Annotated in this window: 18 protein-coding genes; 12 read left to right on the forward strand and 6 right to left on the reverse strand. The window is 41.2% G+C overall.

Annotated features, from left to right (window positions below):
- Positions 1-77 precede the first annotated feature (77 nt).
- From ACZ5NL_RS04715 to ACZ5NL_RS04745, 7 genes are all read left to right on the forward strand, one after another.
- A complete protein-coding gene (locus ACZ5NL_RS04715) occupies positions 78-509 on the forward strand; it encodes a DUF6849 domain-containing protein (protein ID WP_464843184.1) in 432 nt (143 codons plus the stop codon).
- Entirely contained in the window at positions 478-1,191 is a 714-nt protein-coding gene (locus ACZ5NL_RS04720; RefSeq protein WP_464843185.1) for an endonuclease III domain-containing protein, read from the forward strand. The genes ACZ5NL_RS04715 and ACZ5NL_RS04720 overlap by 32 nt, the downstream gene beginning before the upstream one ends.
- A 45-nt stretch (positions 1,192-1,236) precedes the next feature.
- A complete protein-coding gene (locus ACZ5NL_RS04725) occupies positions 1,237-1,905 on the forward strand; it encodes a TIGR00266 family protein (RefSeq protein ID WP_464843187.1) in 669 nt (222 codons plus the stop codon).
- Between the two features lie 45 nt (positions 1,906-1,950).
- Positions 1,951-2,715 carry a sugar phosphate isomerase/epimerase family protein gene (locus ACZ5NL_RS04730; RefSeq protein ID WP_464843189.1) on the forward strand — a complete coding sequence of 255 codons (765 nt, stop codon included), beginning with the start codon at positions 1,951-1,953 and terminating at the stop codon, positions 2,713-2,715.
- Between the two features lie 133 nt (positions 2,716-2,848).
- A complete protein-coding gene (locus ACZ5NL_RS04735; RefSeq protein ID WP_464843191.1) occupies positions 2,849-4,270 on the forward strand; it encodes an acetate--CoA ligase family protein in 1,422 nt (473 codons plus the stop codon).
- Between the two features lie 35 nt (positions 4,271-4,305).
- Positions 4,306-5,013 (forward strand): acetate--CoA ligase family protein, encoded by a 708-nt coding sequence (locus tag ACZ5NL_RS04740; RefSeq protein ID WP_087035732.1) that lies wholly within the window; start codon positions 4,306-4,308, stop codon positions 5,011-5,013.
- A gap of 210 nt (positions 5,014-5,223) precedes the next feature.
- The gene (locus tag ACZ5NL_RS04745; RefSeq protein WP_464843193.1) at positions 5,224-5,643 is read left to right on the forward strand and encodes an ester cyclase; all 420 of its coding nucleotides are present in this window, start codon (positions 5,224-5,226) and stop codon (positions 5,641-5,643) included.
- Positions 5,644-5,692: 49 nt separating this feature from the next.
- Here the strand turns inward: ACZ5NL_RS04745 and ACZ5NL_RS04750 are convergent, their stop codons facing one another.
- On the reverse strand, positions 5,693-6,754 hold the full coding sequence (locus ACZ5NL_RS04750) for an MBL fold metallo-hydrolase (protein ID WP_464843195.1): 1,062 nt from the start codon (positions 6,752-6,754) through the stop codon (positions 5,693-5,695).
- On the reverse strand, positions 6,738-7,862 hold the full coding sequence (locus tag ACZ5NL_RS04755) for an MFS transporter (protein WP_464843196.1): 1,125 nt from the start codon (positions 7,860-7,862) through the stop codon (positions 6,738-6,740). Before ACZ5NL_RS04755 ends, ACZ5NL_RS04750 begins: the two co-directional genes overlap by 17 nt.
- 84 nt (positions 7,863-7,946) lie before the next feature.
- Here ACZ5NL_RS04755 and ACZ5NL_RS04760 point away from each other — a divergent pair, with 84 nt between their 5' ends.
- Both ACZ5NL_RS04760 and ACZ5NL_RS04765 read left to right on the forward strand, forming a co-directional pair.
- Complete coding sequence (locus ACZ5NL_RS04760; protein WP_464843197.1) at positions 7,947-8,606, forward strand: M48 family metallopeptidase; 660 nt, start codon at positions 7,947-7,949, stop codon at positions 8,604-8,606.
- Positions 8,603-9,358, forward strand: coding sequence for an MBL fold metallo-hydrolase (locus ACZ5NL_RS04765; RefSeq protein WP_464843198.1), 756 nt, complete (start codon positions 8,603-8,605; stop codon positions 9,356-9,358). Before ACZ5NL_RS04760 ends, ACZ5NL_RS04765 begins: the two co-directional genes overlap by 4 nt.
- 82 nt (positions 9,359-9,440) lie before the next feature.
- On the opposite strand, the gene ACZ5NL_RS04770 is transcribed toward ACZ5NL_RS04765, so the two are convergent.
- Genes ACZ5NL_RS04770 through ACZ5NL_RS04780 form a run of 3 tightly spaced genes read right to left on the reverse strand, consistent with a single transcriptional unit; the run spans position 9,441 to position 11,021 of the window.
- Entirely contained in the window at positions 9,441-9,854 is a 414-nt protein-coding gene (locus ACZ5NL_RS04770; protein ID WP_464843200.1) for a secondary thiamine-phosphate synthase enzyme YjbQ, read from the reverse strand.
- Complete coding sequence (locus ACZ5NL_RS04775) at positions 9,829-10,128, reverse strand: VanZ family protein (protein WP_464843202.1); 300 nt, start codon at positions 10,126-10,128, stop codon at positions 9,829-9,831. The genes ACZ5NL_RS04770 and ACZ5NL_RS04775 overlap by 26 nt, the downstream gene beginning before the upstream one ends.
- On the reverse strand, positions 10,125-11,021 hold the full coding sequence (locus tag ACZ5NL_RS04780; RefSeq protein WP_464843317.1) for a thiamine-phosphate synthase family protein: 897 nt from the start codon (positions 11,019-11,021) through the stop codon (positions 10,125-10,127). The genes ACZ5NL_RS04775 and ACZ5NL_RS04780 overlap by 4 nt, the downstream gene beginning before the upstream one ends.
- Before the next feature lie 95 nt (positions 11,022-11,116).
- Here ACZ5NL_RS04780 and ACZ5NL_RS04785 point away from each other — a divergent pair, with 95 nt between their 5' ends.
- Positions 11,117-12,652: a D-glucuronyl C5-epimerase family protein gene (locus ACZ5NL_RS04785; protein ID WP_464843204.1), complete on the forward strand. Its 1,536-nt coding sequence runs from the start codon at positions 11,117-11,119 to the stop codon at positions 12,650-12,652.
- The gene (locus tag ACZ5NL_RS04790; RefSeq protein WP_464843205.1) at positions 12,649-13,773 is read left to right on the forward strand and encodes a D-glucuronyl C5-epimerase family protein; all 1,125 of its coding nucleotides are present in this window, start codon (positions 12,649-12,651) and stop codon (positions 13,771-13,773) included. The genes ACZ5NL_RS04785 and ACZ5NL_RS04790 overlap by 4 nt, the downstream gene beginning before the upstream one ends.
- On the opposite strand, the gene ACZ5NL_RS04795 is transcribed toward ACZ5NL_RS04790, so the two are convergent.
- On the reverse strand, positions 13,753-14,340 hold the full coding sequence (locus tag ACZ5NL_RS04795) for a hypothetical protein (RefSeq protein ID WP_464843206.1): 588 nt from the start codon (positions 14,338-14,340) through the stop codon (positions 13,753-13,755). The genes ACZ5NL_RS04790 and ACZ5NL_RS04795 overlap by 21 nt on opposite strands.
- Positions 14,341-14,470: 130 nt before the next feature.
- Between ACZ5NL_RS04795 and ACZ5NL_RS04800 the strand changes: the two genes are divergently transcribed.
- The gene (locus ACZ5NL_RS04800) at positions 14,471-15,667 is read left to right on the forward strand and encodes a cysteine desulfurase (RefSeq protein ID WP_464843318.1); all 1,197 of its coding nucleotides are present in this window, start codon (positions 14,471-14,473) and stop codon (positions 15,665-15,667) included.
- Positions 15,668-15,775 lie beyond the last annotated feature (108 nt).

Here is a 15,775-nt window from a genome sequence, read left to right on the forward strand (position 1 = left end):
AAAAGATATATCTTTATAAACTTTGTCCCTAAAAACCCTTAATTAGTTCACGAAGTACAACTACTGGGGTGGGAATTGTGAAACTCATATTAAAACCCCTGTTTGAGGCACCTCTAACTCCCGATTTCATTGAAGTCATAAAAACAAAGCTCAAGGGAAAAGAAGTCAGAGAAGGTGATGTTCTGGAAATAGACCTGCTGGGAAAGCCTCTCAAGTTCAAGGCCATATATGCAGAGCCAGAGGTCATTAAGGTCACTGACTTAACGGCAATAGAGCTAAGCAAAGAAGAGATATTTTCCACAACACTTGAATTTGAAAAGGAAATTAAAGATTTACTTCTCGGAGAAAGCATTATTGCAGTTGTCTTTGACGATGAGGTTTTAATCTTGAACCACAGAGGACACAAGATTTTTAACCAGAAATTCGAGAAACTTAAAGAAGTTAGGCTTGCAAAAAACACTGTATTGGTGGTTCATGATGAAAACAAACTTACAATCATCCAAGTCTGATGGATTTACATTTAACGAGAGCTGGGAGGAAAAGAAAAAACGTGCCCAAGAGATAGTCAAAAAACTCATAGAGACCTATCCTAGAGAAAAAATCCTCATTGGGGATCCTTACAAAACGCTGATTCACTGCATAATCTCCCAAAGGATGAGGGATGAAGTGACTTACAAAGTGTGGAGGGAGTTGTTTAAAAAGTACAAGAACATCGAGACGATAGCGAACACACCCATTGAAGAGATGCAAGAGTTTCTGAGGAAGAACGGTGTTGGCCTCTGGAAAACGAAAGGCGAGTGGATAGTAAGGGCTTCTCAAATAATTCTCGAAGAATATGGTGGTAAAGTTCCAGACAGAATTGAAGAACTAATGAAGCTCCCGGGTATAGGGAGAAAATGTGCAAACATAGTTTTAGCATACGGGTTTGGAAAGCAGACGATTCCAGTGGATACCCACGTAAACAGAATCAGCAAAAGGCTCGGCTTAGCTCCTCCGAAGGTTTCACCGGAGAAAGTCGAGGAATACCTCAAACAATTAATACTCACGGATCTATGGATATATGTGAATCATGCAATGGTTGACCACGGAAAACGAATATGCAAGCCTATAAACCCAAAATGCAACGAGTGTCCCCTGCAGGATCTCTGCCCCTACGCAAAAGGTCAAATAGACAAGAGAGAAATAAGATAAAAGGGCTTATATACCTAAATCACCAAATTTCTTTTGGTGTTATAAATGAGATACGAGATTATTCAAAGACCAAGTTTTAGCTTGGTTGAGGTAGAATTGGAGGATGGGGAGGCCATTAAGGCAGAACCCGGAGCAATGGTTCATATGAGCCCAAATGTAGAAATAGAAACAAAGACAGGCGGAGTTTTTAAAGCCCTAAAAAGGTCAATGCTTGGAGGAGAAAGCATATTCATAAACACCTTTAGAGCTAGAGGAGGTAAAGGAAATATCGGCCTAGCCCCGCCGTATATGGGAGACATAGAGGCATTAGAGTTGAGAGGAACCCTATATGCTCAGAGTGGAGCATTTTTAGCTAGTTCTGAGAATATAGAGATAGACACTAAATTCGGCGGTGCAAAGACCTTTTTCTCAAGAGAAGGGCTTTTTCTGCTTAAACTAACCGGAGAAGGAACGATATTCCTTTCAAGCTTTGGAGCAATATATAAAAAGGAGCTTAGAGATGAGCGCTTCATAATAGACACCGGCCATTTAGTGGCCTTTACAGAGGGTCTCGATTTTAAGGTAAGAAGGGTTGGGGGAATAAAAAGCACTATCTTTGGTGGCGAAGGACTTGTAGCGGAGTTCTACGGTACTGGGACATTATACATACAAACAAGAAGCATAGATAGCTTTTTAAGCTGGCTTATTCCCTTCCTGCCAAAGTCTCAAGGATGATATTTTTATAGCCTTTCTTTTATACCTCTCCGGTGAGAAAAAGTGATGGGAGTGTCAACTCAGTGTCTATTTGATAAAAGCTTAAGCCTCGCTCTCCACAAAATTAAGAATCTCAACGTTGATTTTGTTGAGATCGTCAATGAAGGGTATCACGAGCTTAACAGGTACAACTATAAGATGCACAAGGAGTTTTTAGAAAACAATGGTTTAAAAAGCGTTATCCACGCTCCATTCAGCGATATAAACATAGGATCGTTAAACGAAAAAATAAGGAGAGCTTCTCTCAACATTATCTTTGAGACTCTGGAGGTAGCACATAGAATGGAATCCTTGCTTGTGGTAATTCATCCAGCACACAAGTCCCCACTAAGTGGAAAGTTTCCCAAAGCTTACGAAAAAGTCCAAAAACGCTCTCTAGAAGAAATAGACAGAGTGGGAGAAAAGATAGGTGTGAAGGTTGCTTTAGAGAATATGCCCTCCTTCTGGATACTTGATGGTCAAACTCCAGAAAGGATAGCAGAACTCGTTGATGGAACCAACATAGGTGTGACATTTGATGTGGGACACTTAAACACAACAACTGGAAACTTTGACGAATTTATTGAACTCTTAAGAGACAGGATAGTGTACATACACTTAAGCGACAATGACGGCACAAAAGACTCTCATTTGGCTCTAGGAGAAGGCACGGTCCCTTGGAGAGAGGTAATGAAAAAACTACCCAAAGTTCCCATGTCTTTAGAGATAAAAACCTTCGACGATGCTATTAAAAGTCTCAAATTTTTGAGTGAACTTCACAGCAATATTTGATATTCTTCCAATTTTTGGGCAATAATGCCTTTATTGATTCATCAGGGAGCTTATTTTACCTACATAAAACTTTTATACACAAGAAGATAAAGTTCAAGTGGAACTTTATTCATAAAATTTTAGAGGTGATACCATGAAAAGCCCAAAAATTGTCGAAGAACTCAAACCCTTCTTCGAACCCAAGGCTGTCGCAATCATAGGAGCCACAAACAAAAAAGGAAAAGTTGGAAACGTTATTTTTGAGAACTTCAAAAGGAACAAAGAGCAGGGCATTTTTAAGGGCAACATTTACCCCGTAAACCCCAAGCTTGATGAAATCGAGGGGTATAAAGTATACAAGAGCGTCAAAGAACTCCCAGATGACACTGATTTAGCAGTAATATCAATTCCAGCTCCCTTTGTGCCAAACACAATGAGAGAAATTGCAGAAAAGGGAATAAAGGCAGTAGTAATTATTACCGGTGGTTTTGGAGAGCTCGGCGAAGAAGGAAAGAAAATGGAAGAGGAAATCCTTCAAATAGCAAGGGAAAACGGGATAAGGGTCATAGGACCCAACTGTGTTGGAGTTTACGTACCTGATACAGGTGTTGATACGGTTTTCCTGCCTGAGGAAAAAATGGACAGACCTAAGAGCGGTCCAATAGCTTTCGTTTCTCAAAGTGGTGCTTTTGCCGCAGCAATGCTCGACTGGGCAGCTTTAGCTGGGATAGGAATCGGAAAGATGGTAAGCTATGGTAACAAAATAGACGTAGACGATGCTGATCTAATGGATTATTTCATTTACGATGACTCCATAAGGGTCGTCACCTTCTACATAGAGGGAGTAAAAGATGGCAGAAAATTCATCGAAGCTGCGAAAAGGATAACAAAGGTAAAGCCTGTTATAGCCCTCAAGAGTGGAAGGACAGAATATGGTGCAAAGGCTGCATCTTCCCACACCGGAAGCCTAGCGGGGGCTGATGTGATTTATGATGCAGTGTTCAAGCAGACGGGGATTTTAAGGGCAGAAGACTTTGAGCACATGTTTGACGTAGCAAAGGCATTTGCAAAGTGCAAGCTTCCAAAAGGAGACAGAGTTGGAATAATTACAGACGGTGGTGGAGCGGGAGTTATGGCAAGTGATGCCGTTGCCAAATTTGGTCTTAAAATGGCCGAACTTAGCGAAGAGACCATCAAATATCTAAAGGAGCACTTCCCACCACACGCAGTTGCAGGAAATCCGACTGATGTCGTTGGAGATACAGATGCCCAAAGGTACAAATACGCAATTGAAGCTTTTGTAAACGATCCAAACGTTGATGCAATAGTGGTAATCGTTCTCTTTCAAGTGCCGCTCTTAGATGAGGAGGAAATAATAGGAATCTTAGCGGACTACGCAAAGAAGAGTGAAAAACCAATAGTTGCGGTTGCCATGGGCGGTAAAAAGACAGAGTATTATGCAAAGATACTTGAAGAAAAAGGAGTTCCCGTCTATCCAACACCAGAAAGAGGAGTTAGAGCATTAGCTGGCTTAGTACAATACTCCAAATATCTTGAAAAGTTAAAGGAGGAGTGATTCACTCCTTATTTCCTTATTATGGGGGGGTAATTATGAAAGATGAAGCTTTGAAAGTGATTGAAGAGGTTTTGGCCCAAGGTAGGAAGGCTTTGGTTGAATACGAAGCAAAGCAGGTTTTAAAAGCTTATGGCTTGCCACTTCCAGAGGAAAAGCTTGCGAAAACCCTCGATGAGGCCATAAAATACGCAAACGAAATAGGGTATCCAGTCGTTATGAAACTCATGTCTCCACAGATTCTCCACAAAAGCGATGCAAAAGTCGTTATGCTTAACATAAAAAACGATGAAGAACTCAAACAGAAATGGGAAGAAATTCACGAAAATGCAAGGAAATACCGGCCAGATGCGGAAATTTTGGGTGTATTGATAGCCCCAATGCTCAAGCCTGGAAGAGAGATCATTATCGGTGTCACAGAGGATCCACAGTTTGGCCACGCAATAATGTTTGGTCTCGGTGGAATCTTCGTGGAGATTCTCAAAGACGTAACCTTCAGGATAATCCCAATTGAAGAAAAAGATGCTTGGGCGATGATAAAGAGCATCAAAGGATATCCAATCCTAGCTGGGGCAAGGGGGGAGCCTCCAGCAGACATGAAGGCCATCGTAGATATGATGCTAAAAGTTTCACAGCTCGTTGATGACCTCAAGGATTACATCAAAGAGATGGACTTGAACCCGGTCTTCGTTTATCCCGAGGGAGAAGGAGCAGTCATAGTTGACGCAAGAATTATTTTAAAGTGATGCCTCTCTTTCATGTTTCTAATTTTTAACTTTTCTTTATGTAAAGTTAATGTTACTTTAGTTTGACATAATATGCAAAAGTATATATCTTTCGGACACTGACACTTCCAATAATAAGTTAACTCAATCAACTTTTTTGAATAACAGATATTGCCAGAGATGCCAATATCGGAATAACATTCAGAAGAGCATGAAGGGAGGTGATAAGAAATGACCTCAGAAAAAGAAAAGATTCTCCAGCAAATAGTAGAGGAAATCTGGAACACGGGAAATGTAGAGTTAATAGACAAGTTCCATGCGCCAAACTTTGTAAACCACGACCCTGCTAACCCAGATGTTAAAACTCTTGAACAGTTTAAAGAATGGGTGCTCTTTAACCATAAGGTATTTCCGGACTTTCATGTAACTATTGAAGATACTATTGCCCAAGGCGACAAGATAGTAAAACGATGGACAGCCACTGGAACCCATAAGGCTGAGATGATGGGCATTCCCCCAACCAACAGGCAAGTAACCATCCGAGGAGTTGCTATATACCGCTTTGAAGGAGACAAAATCGCAAAAATGTGGTGGGGATATGATATGCTTAACATGCTACAGCAACTTGGTGCTTTTCCCCCGAAAGGGTAAGTAGATATTTAAGAAAAGTACTCAAAGAATATTCTTATTTTTTTAATTTTTAAGCTCCTTTTTTGATTTCCAAAACTTTTGGCTTCTTCCCCAAGAACTCGGCGGCCGTTAAAACACTTTTGTTGAGCTTTTCTCCAACTTCCCACACCTCTCTCGTATGTTCCCTAAAATGACGCTCCCGTGGGAGATGGTGATCGTAGATAATAGCCTCTGCGTCTGTCTCTTTCACAATTCTAACCGCATTTTCAATTGCTCTTCTTAGATTGATTTTATTGAGGAGGTAACCAAGCATATATGTCATAGGGCCGTCTAAGACTAAGATATCTGGATTTTCTCTAATTATCCACTCCGCATAGTCTTCTATTATAGGGCCATTTAAATCACTTGAATGGATTAACTTTTCTTCTTCATGCTCAATAACAGTTGAAATCACCCAACCCACTCTTGAAAACTCTATTCCATGAAAGAGAGGTTTCGTAAATTTGACTTTTGTGTCTCCAAACTGAAATTCTCTCCCATCGGCAAACACAACTCGAAGATTCTTGAAACTCATCTCAGGAATTTTTGGGTTTCGATTCCATTTATTGACCCTATTTCTGAACCACTTAAGGCCTTTTTCAAGGAGTTGTTTCCTTCGCTTGTTGTAATCTCCGAAATCCTTGGAGACTGCTATTGGTAGCTCTTCCATTGGATTTGGATATTCTCGCGATTCTGGTTCTTTCCAGATATCCTCCAACTTTAGGTCTCCATAATACCTGTAGAGACTGGAATAAAAATACTCGGCTCGTTCTCTCTGGGAATCGTTTATATACTCATTTGGGTTCTTAACTAAGAGTGTTTTTCCCTCATACACATCTAAATCGCTTGGAAAGTAGTGATCGTAGTGATAGTGAGAAATTACAATAATATCGGCCTTTTCACTGGCCTTTTTTACTGCCTTCTCCCCCTCAATAAGCCATTCGATCTTCTCTTCTTCAGTGGCTGGAAAACTCGGCTGCATAATAGCAATACCCGGATCTATTAAGATCGAGATATCAGGTGTTTTAACGAAGACACATGAACTCTTGGCTCCCAAGGAATCAAACCACACAGGTTCAAATGAAAGCGTCATGTTCATCCCTCGATTTCATCCCTTTAAACATCAACATAAATATTCCCAATATCACCATCCCAAAGATTCCAACAAAAGCAAAGCCAAACCTAAAACCTAAAAATCCAACCAAGATTGGGCCCAGAGCTTGGCCTATGTCTTTTATACTCTCCAAAAAACCTAACGCTGTGCCTCTAAGCTTTGAAATTTCTGTTGCCAAAGGCTTGGTTGAAGCTTCACTTACTGAAGCGCCGAGTGAAAATAAAACTGCCCCTCCGATTATTAGTGAGAGGGAATTTGAGAGAGCAAAGATAAGCATGGCAAGACTTACCATGCTCATTCCCACAATTATTGGCTTTATTCTCCCAATCTTGTCACTTAAGTAACCAGCGTAGGGTTTCACAATTGCCATTAGCGAAATCTCAATTGTAAGGATTAATCCCGAAAGCCAAGCTTTGTCTTCAAGAAAGTAGAAAAGAGGTAAAAATGTTTCAATACTTTGATAAGCCATATAAACAGCTGCATCCAACAGACCAAGAAGAAAGAGGGTGGAACTAAATGAAAACTCAAACTTCTCTAATTCTCCTTCTGCTTCAGGTAACGTAAAAGTTATTGCAAAGGTTGTAAATCCAAAGAAAGAACACAAAATAAAAACAATCCAAAATCCTGTGAAATATATTAAGCTTCCTGCCAATAACGGAGCAATGGCTCTCCCCACGAGAGTTGCAGAACTTAAAATCCCCATAAAAGTACCTTTCTTTTCAGAATATAAGTCACTGATTAAAGCAAGGGAAACAGGAACAAATATAGCAGTTGCTATCCCATAGTAGGCCCTTACCAAAGCTAACGCTATAGCATTGTTAGCAAAGAAGTAAAGAAGGGGCGCAGAGAAGAATACAAAGCCGCTTATTTTAAGAAGCTTTTTTCGCCCATAGATATCGCTCAAAAGCCCTGAGGCAAAGTTCATAAAAATACCCGTTATAGTTGATGCCGCTGCAACAATTCCAATCTCCCCCCTGCTCAACCCCAAACTTTGAGCATAGAGTGGCAAGGTTGGAGATTTACTCATGGTAGAGCCGAGTATTGCAAAAAATCCTGCTATTAGGATTGCATAAAGTATCTTCTTCATGTTTACCCCACCGAAGTTTGACTCCAAGATATTAAATCGTTCTCATTAGATAAATACTTAAGCTTCAAGCTTCAAAGAGATAATATGCCGGAAATAGACCTTAATGGGAAGAAGATCCAGTACGAAGTCAGCGTGAGAAGGGTAAGATATGTGAGAATCTACGTAAGTCCAGAGGGAAAACTCTATATCGTCTCTCCAACGAGAAGAGTTAAAAGGTTCCTAAAAGAAAAGGAGGATTGGATACTCTCAAAGCTTGAGAAAATTGAGAGGGCAAAAAACCTTCAAGGGTTTCCTTATCTGGGAAAGTTCTACCCATTTAAAGATGGAAAGATTTTCACCGATAACAAAGTTTTAGACGTTTCAGACAAAAGAAGGCTTGAGAAAACTCTAAAAAACGGGCTTAGAACATTATTGGTGCCCCTTGTTGAAGAACGTGCTACGAGTTTAGGTGTCAAGCCAAAAAGAATTTTCATCCGAAAACAGAGGACAAGATGGGGAAGCTGCTCCCCAAAGGGGAACCTAAGCTTCAATTTAGCAATGCTGGCCTTACCTCCGGAGCTCATTGACTATCTCGTAACACATGAAGTGGCTCACCTTATAGAGATGAACCACTCCAAAAAGTTTTGGACGTTGGTTGAGGAATTCCATCCAGACTGGAGAAGAAAGAGGAAAGAACTTAAGGATTGGTGGGTAATTGTCCACAACAACCCGGTATGGAGGGAAATTTTGGAGGGAGGAAAATGAGGGTTATCCTTCTGGGCTCCGGCTCTTACAGCGGTACGCCTAAAGCCCTTTGCACTTGTGAGAACTGCACAAGGGCGAGGAAGTTCCCCCAATACAGAAGAACAAGGTTTTCTATATACATCCCAAAGATAAAAGCTCTCATAGATCCCTCCCCAGATCTGTATTACCATCTAAAGCACCTAAATGAAAAAATCGAGAGGGTTTTTATAACTCATCCCCACTTTGACCACATTGCCGGGCTTCCTGAGCTGCAGGTTTTTAAAGAGATTAGCTTTTACTCCCATGAGAAAACCCTTAGCATTGCGAAGCTCCTGCAAGAAACTTTTTTGGGTCAGAGAGAGTGGAGATACATCCCCTTAGAGTTCAACAAATGGTATGATTTTGGGAACTTCAAGATAAACCACTTTCCAGTTGTTCACCAGCCCGGAGAAGTTGCCGGTGGATTCATCCTAGAGATAGGGGAGAAAAGGATCGCCATAACTGGAGACACGGGGCCAGAAATTTTGAGAGACGAGAAAACATTGGAAGAAATTCAAGGAGCTGATATTCTCGTCGCAGAGATGACCCACAAACATTCAATTCCCAGAACCCATCTCGGGGTGGATGATGCAGTTAAGCTCGCACAAAAAGTAAATGCAGTAAAAACGCTCTTCGTGCATATAAGCCATTCAAACTATACCCATGAGAAGCTGGAAGAAAAGGTCAGAGAGGCAGGAATAGTTGGAAGGGACTTTATGCACTTGAAGATTTAAACAAGAAAGAGCTCCTCAAAAGCCCTTCTCCAAGGAAAATCATTGGAACAGAATCATAAAAATGAGAAACCCAAGCGAGTTTTCACTCTCCCATCACCTGAACAACCACTCTCCTTCTTCTTGGCCTTACATCGAGCTCCACAAAAAATATCTGCTGCCATATTCCCCTGACAACTTTTCCTTCAACAACGGGGAGTACAAGTGAGGGTCCCAAGATAGTAGCCCTTAGATGGGAGTGAGCATTGTTGTCTATCAAATCGTGCCTGTAACCAGCCCCTCTGGGTACAAGTTCCTTTAGAATTCTTTTAAAATCCTCAAGGAGGCCGCTCTCGTGTTCTATTGTTACAACGGCTCCAGTTGCCCCGGGAACAAACACAAGAACTTGACCGTTTTTTATTTCGCTCCGTTCTACTATCTCCTCTACTTCAGGGGTTATATCCACCAAATCTATTTCCCCTTTAGTGGAAAACCTAAGCTCTTCGGTCACTACCTTCATTCCACCACCTCCAGAGCAAATAACCGGCACCAAACCCTATTAGGTTTGCGGCCATGTCCATAAAGGAAAAGCTCCTTCCCGGGATAAAGACCTGCAGAAATTCAAGAATAATTGGAAAAACTATGTAAAACTTACTCCCACTAATCAGACCGAGAAATAAGAACTCCAAAAAATGCGCTATTTTATCCCCTCCTCCTATCCCAACCGATGGCACCTTAGGAGAGAGATTGGCATAAATTAGAAAGATGAGGTAGAGATACTTCAAAGGCCTCATAGGAAACGCTCCAGTTTTTTAACTTTTTCAACGACCTCTATTGGGCTTTTGCCAAAGATATAAACACAAGGTTCTATTCCGAATCCCCCCTTATCTATCACAGCATCAAGAATCCCTTTTTTCTTAAACTCTTCGGTGATTAGTTTAACGGTTTCTTCCTCACTTCTCTCGCTTTTTTCTACAGTTCCAACTTTAAAATCTGCCTTTTTAAGGGCACCCGATATTTTCTCGTCGTACCTTATGTTCAAAACACTTCTAACTTCGGGAAAAATTTCAGAAAGCCCAATTAATACTTCTGCCATGTGTTCGCTCACCCCAAATTCTGGAGGCAAAGCGTAGGCTTTTCCCTTTACCACTGTTATCCTCCCTGGAATGGCAGCAACATCGTTCTTTTCTTTTGGTTTTGGAAGGGAATAGGCAAAGTTGCTTCTGACCTCAGGAATTAACTCCAAAAACTTCTCATCACGAAGCAACTCACTTAAGGCCAAGGAAAGCTCTTCTAAAATCTGAGTTCTTGAAGGCTCTTCAGTGAATATTTCTCGGCATAGAGACTCATCACTGCTACCAATGTAATCCAAATAGCCCTTGCAAAGAATTCCGCTCCTGAACATTTCAAAGAACTTTCTGTTCAAAAACCTTACCAAGTCTTCCTTTTTTGCCCCATACAGAATAAGCCCCGCAACCTCTTGAGCGACCTTTTCAACCTCCTTACCAAGTTCACCACTTAGCCTTCTATACTTACCAGTTAGATATTTGCTAACCATCGCTTGGGTAATTCCCAGGTGTTCCGCTATTTTCGCCTGAGTTAAGCCTTTGGAGTATAAAATCCTAGCAACATTTGCCCTGAGGTTGGGCATAACTTCCTCAGCCCAGAATTCACAAGGGGTTTTCATGCTCTTCACCAGTTGTTCTTTTTTAAAACCAGGTTATAAACCTTTTCCAGAAAAGCTTATATCTCTAACCCTCTTTTTAACCACTGTGAGGAAATATGAAACTAATTAAAATAATACCCATTTTCCTGATAATTTTTTCTCTCGGATGCATTACCGTTGAAGATGGGCTCTACTCATCCCCCATAAACTCTAATGTCAAAGTATACGTGCAGATAGAAGAAAAAAGCGCAGTTTTTGACTTTTCAGAAGTAGAAATAAAAGTGGGAGATAAAACGATAAGTGAATTCAATAAGCCCGTTTTTGTTGGATATGCAAGAGGAGAGAACGGAGAAGTCAACGTTGCATTCATTGCGGAAGCAAGAGTAAAAGACTGGTATGGAAAAAAAGGGCATGCTAAAAACCTGATTACACTTAAGCTGCCCTATGGAGAAGAAGTACTTGTTACCTTGGAGCTCTACTATCAAGATGAGAGCATTAGGATAAGAGCAGATAGGGATAAATCGGGAGTTATCGGTGAGAGCATTCCAAAAGATGTTTTTCTATCTCCAGAAGAAGCCCTGCTCGAAGAAATAAGAGGCCTCTATGGAAAAATTCCAGAAGATATTCTGAGAGAAATCGAGAGAAACAAAAAATTGAGCAGCTTTTTCCTGCAAAAGTATTCCGAAACAGGTAACATCACCTATCTCATATCCTATAGGGATTCCTCCTATGTAATACGGGCTTTTGGGGAGCTTGCAAAATGGAAAGCCCTCACACCCGTTGACCTAAAGGTCTTTAACTTAACTCTGAAAGCCAATAACGAGTACTACTCTCGCTTTACTTCACCACAAAAGGACTTTTTTACTGTGATATTCTCGGACAGCACTCCCTACTACTCCCCTATAAGGATAAAGGGAGAACTAAACACCTCCTTGCCCTTCATATACTACCGGGGAAGGGGGATAAATCTCTATGCAGTGAGTGCCCTTCACTGGGTTGACCTGTACTTCCAAAGGGGAGATAATGAAAAAGCTCTAAGACTCCTGGACGAGCTTCAGGGGCTCCTCTATTACGGAAATTACAACGGCGAAGATTACGCTTTGTTTTTGAATTATTTTCATTTTGAGAATTCTTCCGTTCCCTGGGTTTCTGGTTATGCCCAAGGCTTGGGAGCAGGATTATATGCAAAAGCCTACCAAACAACAAAAAACAAAACATACCTAAAAACAGCAAAACTGCTATTAAATTCATTTGACCTGCCTTTAGAAATGAACGGATTTGTTGCAGATACAAAATACGGGCCATGGTATCTGGAATACAACTACAATTCAAATGAGCTGGTCTTAAACGGTCACATAATAGCTCTGCAAGGCCTCTACTACTACTGGGAAATCACGAAAGATGAAAAAGCATGGAAACTCTTCAAAGCTGGAGTAGAGAGCACAAAGAGGGCACTCCCAATCTTTGACACCAACTCGTGGAGTAGATACTCAAACATTCACGGGGACGCGAGCGAGTTCTACCACAGACTCCACATAAGGCTCTTAAAATGGCTATACGATGTTACCGGCGAGGAGTACTTTCTGAATTATGCCAGAAAATGGAACAATTACCTAATTTACAGAGGATTGAAACCGGAGGATCTCGGATGAGTCCGGTAAAGAAATTCTACTCTCTGCTACTGCTCTTCCTCCTTTTAACGGGTTCATATCTTGGAAGCTTTGAATTTTCAAAGAGGATCATAATAGAAAAAGCCAGTTCATTGGAGAATATCTTAAACGAGAACCAAAAGGTTGTTTTAGATAACTTCTTCAAGTTCTTAAGCACCACAAATGTCCTTTTCTTGTTTTCAAGTGTAGAAGCAGGTTACTCAACAAGAACCTTTGCAAAGGTCTTGAAAAGGGAAGGAAACCTGAGCATAGGGGAGGTTAAGATGCTGCACTTGACCCTAAAGGCCAACAATGAGTATTATTCCAGATACATATCTCCACTAAGAAGCTTTTACCCAATAACCTTTGGAAACAAAAGCCCTTATGGAAATGTTTTCTTTGCTGAAGGGGGACTTAACACCTCCCTCCCCTTTGTGCATTACAATTTCAGGGGGCTTGTTCTGTATCCGGTAAGTGGCCTTCACTGGGCTGATCTGTACTTTAAGAATGGGAACACGGAAGAAGCCCTAAAAATCTTGGATGAGCTGGAAGGGGTTATGGTTCTCAGAAAAAAGGACAAAATTGAGTATGCTTTGTTTTTGAATTATTTTCATTTTGAGAATTCTTCCGTTCCCTGGGTTTCTGGTTATGCCCAAGGCTTGGGAGCAGGATTATATGCAAAAGCCTACCAAACAACAAAAAACAAAACATACCTAAAAACAGCAAAACTACTACTAAACTCCTTTAAAATTCCCTACAAAGAAGGAGGATTTGTAGTGAATTCTCCATATGGACCTTGGATTCTAGAGTATGGATACAATTCAAATGAACTGGTTTTAAATGGCCACATAATAGCTTTGCAAGGCCTCTACTACTACTGGGAAGTCACAAAAGACCCTTATGCAAAGGAGCTATTCGACAACGGGACAGTCTCTGTTGCAAAGGCTCTTCCGTACTTTGATAAGGAAGGATGGAGTTTATACTCGAACATTCATGGAAAAGCAATGAGAAAATACCACGAACTCCATATCCAGCTCTTGGAATGGCTCTATGAAAAAACGGAAAATGAGATCTTTAAAGAATATGCAGAAAAATGGAAGAGATCACTCAAGGATGTGCGGTAGCGACCTAATAACCGGCAGAGCGACGAGAACACCGATCACAACATCCACAGCACTTTGAATGGCATTTGGAATGCCTATCACTAGCCAGAATGGAATATGGAACCACTCTTCAATAGTTGGAATTACTTGTTCTCTTGGAATGCCCAGCCACAGCGGTAGGGCATAGTAGTAGTTCATTGCAACCATTGCGGGGATCCTTATCGCAATTCCTATCAGATACGCCACAAGCACAAATATTACAAGGTCTCTCTCCTTCTTGTAGTTCTTGAAGTCAAACCTTGTGATCCTTTTAGCAATTTCAAGGCCTATTACCACACTCAAGGTTGCAAAGAACTTCATACTGGCTCCCAACCAAGAGGCAGACGATACTAAACTCAAACCCAAAAACAATAACACTAAAGCTGTTACACTGCTCCAAAAGCCCAACAAAATGTAGATAACCACTATCGGGACGGCTACAAGATCAATTGTCATTCCCCATTGAGTCGGAACCTTAAGCGGGGAAATCTGCAATACCAAAGATAAGCTCAGCAGCAGTCCGATTAATCCTATCTCCCTAGCCTTCATTTAAACCACCACCCGTGCTTTTGTTCCAATCTTTATAAAATTTTGTTCCATAATCGGAATATTTGGGAGGACAAAAATGAGAAGCAAAGCATTTATATGTTCCATGAAAATAAATTCTACGGTGGTTGGCATGAGAATACCCGAAGATGTTCGGAAAGATATCCCTTTAACGCAGGAGGTCATATATTTTGACAACACCGCAACTTCTCTAACCCCCAAACCAGTTGTTGAGGCCATGGACGAGTATTATTTGAAATATAGGGCAAACGTCCACCGTGGAGTTCACAGGCTCTCTCAAAAGGCGACCCATGAATATGAGAAGGCAAGGGAAATCACAGCAAAGTTCATTGGAGCTAAATTTGAGGAGATTGTGTTCACAAAGAACACGAGTGAAAGCTTGAATTTAACGGCTCTTGGTTTGGAGGGGATTTTTAAGAAAGGAGACAAGATAGTGACAACTCCCTACGAACATCACTCCGACTTGCTCCCTTGGCAGAGATTAGCCAAAAAACTTGGACTGAAACTGGAGATAATCGAAGGAGACAACGAAGGAAACTTGGATTTAGCGGATGCGGAGAAGAAAATCAAGGGAGCAAAGCTCGTGGCTATCCAGCATGTTTCCAATGCTCTTGGAGTTATTCACGAGGTGGAAGAACTCGGGAAGATGGCAAAAGATGAAGGGGCAATATTTGTTGTTGACGCAGCCCAAAGCGTTGGTCACATGGAGGTTGATGTTAACAAACTTCACGCAGACTTCTTGGCATTTTCGGGACACAAAGGGCCAATGGGCCCAACTGGAATAGGAGTGCTTTACATAAGGGAGGAATTCTTTGATGTGTTCGAGCCCCCGTTAATAGGTGGGGGAACAATTGAAGACGTTAATCTTTATGATTACAAGCTCACCGAACCACCAGAGCGCTATGAAGCCGGTACGCCAAATATTGGAGGGGCAATAGGTCTTGCTGCTGGAATAAGGTACATTGAAAAAATAGGCATAGACAAAATTGAAAAGCAAGAGCACAAGCTTGTGAAAAGAACAACTGAAGGCTTAACGGAGCTTGAAGTTCCATGGTACGGGCCAAGAGACCTCAAAAAGCATGCTGGGGTTGTGAGTTTTAACGTCCCTCCGCTTCACCCCCATGACGTTGCCGCCGTTCTGGATGAGCACAACATTATGGTAAGGAGCGGTCATCACTGTGCATTGCCGGTAATGAAAAAGCTTGGCATAAATGGAACTGTTAGGGCTTCTTTCCATGTGTACAACAGTATTGAAGAAGTTGAAACGTTCCTTGGGGTTATGGAGGAGCTTGTGAAAAGTTTAAAGTAATTTTTTCTTTTTTAAACTTTTGGAGGAGTTTGCTTGGGGATAGAAGAACTTCCGCTTCAAGTGCACACATATACAGCTTTTTAGCTAAAAGAAAAAGGGCACTAGATA

The sequence above is a fragment of the Thermococcus aegaeus genome, from assembly GCF_055393685.1.

What these genes read in the sequence shown, in the direction of transcription:
- ACZ5NL_RS04760 (WP_464843197.1), top strand. Translation starts at nt 7,947, where the DNA reads ATGCCGGAAATAGACCTTAATGGGAAGAAGATCCAGTACGAAGTCAGC.
- ACZ5NL_RS04795 (WP_464843206.1), bottom strand. Translation starts at nt 14,340, where the DNA reads ATGAAGGCTAGGGAGATAGGATTAATCGGACTGCTGCTGAGCTTATCT.
- ACZ5NL_RS04770 (WP_464843200.1), bottom strand. Translation starts at nt 9,854, where the DNA reads ATGAAGGTAGTGACCGAAGAGCTTAGGTTTTCCACTAAAGGGGAAATA.
- ACZ5NL_RS04790 (WP_464843205.1), top strand. Translation starts at nt 12,649, where the DNA reads ATGAGTCCGGTAAAGAAATTCTACTCTCTGCTACTGCTCTTCCTCCTT.
- ACZ5NL_RS04735 (WP_464843191.1), top strand. Translation starts at nt 2,849, where the DNA reads ATGAAAAGCCCAAAAATTGTCGAAGAACTCAAACCCTTCTTCGAACCC.
- ACZ5NL_RS04775 (WP_464843202.1), bottom strand. Translation starts at nt 10,128, where the DNA reads ATGAGGCCTTTGAAGTATCTCTACCTCATCTTTCTAATTTATGCCAAT.
- ACZ5NL_RS04750 (WP_464843195.1), bottom strand. Translation starts at nt 6,754, where the DNA reads ATGACGCTTTCATTTGAACCTGTGTGGTTTGATTCCTTGGGAGCCAAG.
- ACZ5NL_RS04755 (WP_464843196.1), bottom strand. Translation starts at nt 7,862, where the DNA reads ATGAAGAAGATACTTTATGCAATCCTAATAGCAGGATTTTTTGCAATA.
- ACZ5NL_RS04745 (WP_464843193.1), top strand. Translation starts at nt 5,224, where the DNA reads ATGACCTCAGAAAAAGAAAAGATTCTCCAGCAAATAGTAGAGGAAATC.
- ACZ5NL_RS04785 (WP_464843204.1), top strand. Translation starts at nt 11,117, where the DNA reads ATGAAACTAATTAAAATAATACCCATTTTCCTGATAATTTTTTCTCTC.
- ACZ5NL_RS04800 (WP_464843318.1), top strand. Translation starts at nt 14,471, where the DNA reads ATGAGAATACCCGAAGATGTTCGGAAAGATATCCCTTTAACGCAGGAG.
- ACZ5NL_RS04730 (WP_464843189.1), top strand. Translation starts at nt 1,951, where the DNA reads ATGGGAGTGTCAACTCAGTGTCTATTTGATAAAAGCTTAAGCCTCGCT.
- ACZ5NL_RS04765 (WP_464843198.1), top strand. Translation starts at nt 8,603, where the DNA reads ATGAGGGTTATCCTTCTGGGCTCCGGCTCTTACAGCGGTACGCCTAAA.
- ACZ5NL_RS04720 (WP_464843185.1), top strand. Translation starts at nt 478, where the DNA reads ATGAAAACAAACTTACAATCATCCAAGTCTGATGGATTTACATTTAAC.
- ACZ5NL_RS04740 (WP_087035732.1), top strand. Translation starts at nt 4,306, where the DNA reads ATGAAAGATGAAGCTTTGAAAGTGATTGAAGAGGTTTTGGCCCAAGGT.
- ACZ5NL_RS04725 (WP_464843187.1), top strand. Translation starts at nt 1,237, where the DNA reads ATGAGATACGAGATTATTCAAAGACCAAGTTTTAGCTTGGTTGAGGTA.
- ACZ5NL_RS04780 (WP_464843317.1), bottom strand. Translation starts at nt 11,021, where the DNA reads ATGAAAACCCCTTGTGAATTCTGGGCTGAGGAAGTTATGCCCAACCTC.